We start from the raw sequence: 2,472 nt of genomic DNA on the forward strand, positions 1-2,472 counted from the left end.
AAGCCGCACCATTTGCCCCGTCAGGCTGCAATCTCAAAAGATTTCTTAAAGCGTACTCATCCCTCCATCGATCGTGAATTCGCTGCCGATAATGTAAGCGGCCTCATCCGACGCCAGGAACACGATCGTCTTTGCCACTTCGCTTGGCTGACCGAAACGCCCGACCGGCACCTTGGTCTCTGCCATCGCCTGCGTGTCGCTTTCCGTCATGCCGAGTTCGCCGTAAAGCGGCGTCGCGATCGGGCCAGGGCTTACGGCGTTGACGCGTATGCCGCGCGAGATCAGTTCGCCCGACAAAGTCTTGGCCAATGTCAACAGCGCCCCCTTCGACAAGGCATAAACACTCGAATTCGGGGCGCCTATATGGGCATTGATCGAGGTGTTGAGAACAACGGACGCCGGATTGGAGAAGATCGGAAGCAGGGCCTGTATGAGGAAGAACGGACCCTTCACATTGATTGAAATCGAACGGTCAAGACCTGCCTCGTCCCATTGTTCAAGCGGCTTGAACTCAGCGACGCCTGCATTGACAAACAGGATGTCGAGTTTGCCGAATGCCTTTGCGACCGCTTCGGCCACTGGCGTCTGTCCCGCGACATCACCTGCGTCTGCGCGGATGATCAGCACCCCGTCGCCGAGCTCTTTGCGCGCCCGATCCATCGTTTCAGGGTTGGTGCCGGTTATCGCGACACGCGCACCCTCGGCGAGAAACTGGCGTGCAGTCTCAAGCCCAATTCCACTGGTACCACCGGTTATGAGTGCGGTTTGTTCTTAAGACGCGTCATGCTCGAAAACCTTTCCGTAAGAGATTGTTGGCGCCAGCCGATCGGCCGCGCCGTTTCGATTGGGAAGGTATGGTGCTTGCAGGCTGTTCGGATTAGTCTGCGAATGCAAGAACTCGTATTCGGAATAATCGAACAATGATGAAACTTGAGGGCATTTCAACCTTCGTCGCGGTTGCAGAATCCGGCTCCATCAGCGAAGCGGCGCGACGGTTGCGGCTGTCGAAGTCGGTTGTGAGCGAGCGCCTTGCGGAGCTCGAACGGCAAATCGGAGCGGTGCTCCTGCACCGGACGACGCGCAGGCTCACACTGACAGAGGACGGTTCGGCATTTCTTGAACGCGCGTCGCGTATAACGCGCGATGTCGAAGAGGCAGCTGCCGATATGGCGGAACGCCGGGGCATGCTGGTCGGACCGCTCCGGATCTCGGCGCCAGTGACGCTCGGGCGTATGCATCTTGGCCCTGCCCTCTACCCCTTTCTCCTTGCCCATCCCGACATCGAACTGTCACTTGATCTCGATGACCGCCGCATCGACGTGGCAGCGGCTGGCTATGATGCGGTGGTACGGCATGGCTTGATTGCCGATTCGCGGCTGATGGCGTGGCGCCTCGCCACGAGCCAGCGCGTTCTGGTCGCCTCGCCGGTCTATCTTGACCTGCACGGAACCCCGGCCTCCATCGAAGAACTAGACCGTCACAAGGGCGTATTCTACGCCAATCGTGGCGTTTCGGACTGGAGCTTTGCCACCGCAAAGGGAGTCGTCATGGTGCGCGCCCGGACGGGGCTCAATGTCAACAATGGTGACATGATGCGGGACGCCGCCATTGCGGGTCTCGGCATTGCTATGCTGCCGACCTTTGTCGCCGGAGCTGCGATCAAGGCGGGGCAATTGAAAATCATCGACGTTGGGGTGAACGCGGAGCCGGAGCACATATACATCGCTCATCCGGAGGGCCGGAGACCTTCGGCCAAGCTGAGAGCTCTCGCAGATCACGTGCGGCAAGCCTTTGGCAATCCCGCGTATTGGGATTGCTGAGGACCTCATAGGGAATGGCGGGGCAAGATGCCAGAACTCGCGCTAAGCCCTTGAAAAATATGGCGATCTAGGCTGGACTCGAACCAGCGATCGTCGGCTTAGAAGGCCGTAAGAACCCATTACAAATCAATGAAAATTTAGAAAATTACCTGGCGATTTCATGGCCTAAAACCGGCGAAGTCTAAACTCTTTTTCACACATGACCTTGCGCCTTCCATACTCTTATTGAAATTGGGCTTAGACTGGTGGAGAGGGAGTGCCGATGTGGCAGAGTTCGGACAACGTAGGTAAGCTCCAATGGGGAATTCTTTCATCGCGATGACTTGCAAGAGGTCGAGGCGAATCGGACTGCGTGGCAAAAAAAGAGGCCGACTCTGGAGGACACACGAGCCGGCCTAACGCTTGCGAAGCCTTGGAACGTCTCTGCGCGAGGTCTTGGAAAAGTAGAGGCACGTGGAGTCCGACCCTGCGACGTCCGCTGCAAACATTCGCATGTGAGCTTGGAGTAAGGGATGAGCGACAAAACCTTACGTCTGCACTTCCCCCAGTGGCAGGGTGGAAATATCGGAGCTTATCATTTTGGCTCGCAGTTGCTGGCCATGCTCGCACCTGCTGCCAATGGCCCGGTTGCGACTGTCGAAGTGGCGGAACC

The 2,472-nt window shown here is 57.6% G+C and carries 2 protein-coding genes; one reads left to right on the plus strand and one right to left on the minus strand.

Annotated elements, in window-relative coordinates; genetic code table 11:
* Positions 1–45 precede the first annotated feature (45 nt).
* On the minus strand, positions 46–756 hold the full coding sequence (locus AAAC48_RS28965; RefSeq protein ID WP_340657489.1) for an SDR family oxidoreductase: 711 nt from the start codon (positions 754–756) through the stop codon (positions 46–48).
* A gap of 164 nt (positions 757–920) precedes the next feature.
* Between AAAC48_RS28965 and AAAC48_RS28970 the strand changes: the two genes are divergently transcribed.
* A complete protein-coding gene (locus AAAC48_RS28970; protein ID WP_340657488.1) occupies positions 921–1,820 on the plus strand; it encodes a LysR family transcriptional regulator in 900 nt (299 codons plus the stop codon).
* Positions 1,821–2,472 lie beyond the last annotated feature (652 nt).

The sequence above is a fragment of the Phyllobacterium sp. genome, assembly GCF_037994405.1.
Taxonomy (GTDB): Bacteria; Pseudomonadota; Alphaproteobacteria; order Rhizobiales; family Rhizobiaceae; genus Phyllobacterium.

Coding starts and splice junctions, on each gene's coding strand:
- AAAC48_RS28970 (WP_340657488.1), top strand. CDS start 921: ATGATGAAACTTGAGGGCATTTCAACCTTCGTCGCGGTTGCAGAATCC.